The organism is Hyphomicrobium sp. (assembly GCF_020852195.1).
Lineage (GTDB): Bacteria > Pseudomonadota > Alphaproteobacteria > Rhizobiales > Hyphomicrobiaceae > Hyphomicrobium_C.
The window spans coordinates 1-1,005 of the sequence record NZ_JADZBI010000256.1 but is presented as its reverse complement, the minus strand read 5'-3'; the positions used below and the strand labels follow the sequence as shown (position 1 = coordinate 1,005).

The window sequence follows — 1,005 nt, the reverse complement described above, 5'->3', positions numbered from 1 at the left end:
GTGGTTCACCATTCACAAATCTCCGTCCGAACAGTGCGCCTGCTGCAGGCCGATATGCAATCATCGCGAGTTTGTCAGCAGTGGCTATGACGAGGGAGGGAGGACTCTTATAAATCCTCTCGTCAATAACCTCGACTGGGAGCCAATTCTGCCACTGTTCACGACCAAATTCACAGCTGGCATCGGAACAGTGCAGTAACGGACCTTCTGTCTGGTGATCAGTGATTCCCTTCATCCGAGCGCTATTCCATGTGGTCTCAGTAAATCGAGGTGTGACTGCGGGTCTCGGACCTTCATATCGTCCAATTTCCGCACGGCACCAAGGACACTCTGTCAAAACAAGAGGATTTCCGTGAATCCCACCCCTTCGGAACGCGTTTAATTTTTCTCTTGCACCGCCTGTACCCTCGATCTTATTGGGTGAACCGTCGCCACCAATCCATAAGCCCAACGAGAAGCGCCTCCCAGGAATGATTCCCATGCCCTGCTTCAGTGAATTGCGGCGCAGGAACTCCATCGCGCAGACAAGACTTGCTGCCCGCTGAAACTGCTGAGTGGTAAGCATCCTCAAAGTATAGCGCATCAGTACATTGGTGCCGTCCCTCTGCGGTCCTTCACGGCCGTCCATCAACAGGCGTTCGTGGAGGATGTAGAATGCTGTGACTCCCAGATAGGCTTCGGTCTTGCCGCCACCTGTGGGAAACCAGATCAAATCCACTATCTCGCGGTCTGCGGAATGCACATCGGCTGCGCCCTGAAGCGACATCAAGAGGAACGCAATCTGGAAAGCACGCCATGAGCCTATGTTATTTCCTTCCTGATTCTCCTCATAAATGTCCCATGGCGACCGATGATTCCCCTCCGGATTGACGCGCCTAATGACAGGATTCCAGCCAAGTGGGCGTCTGGATAACCGCTTTGTCGAGATCTGCTGGAGAAGCATGGCGAGATTGGCAAGTCGGAAAGCTTTTCGGACCTGCTCGTCATTTTTAAGTAATTCAATAC

General features: G+C 52.7%; 1 pseudogene. It reads right to left on the bottom strand.

Features of this window, described 5'->3' with window-relative positions:
• Positions 1 to 1,005: pseudogene (locus tag IT540_RS20680) on the bottom strand (hypothetical protein); the annotation flags it as partial.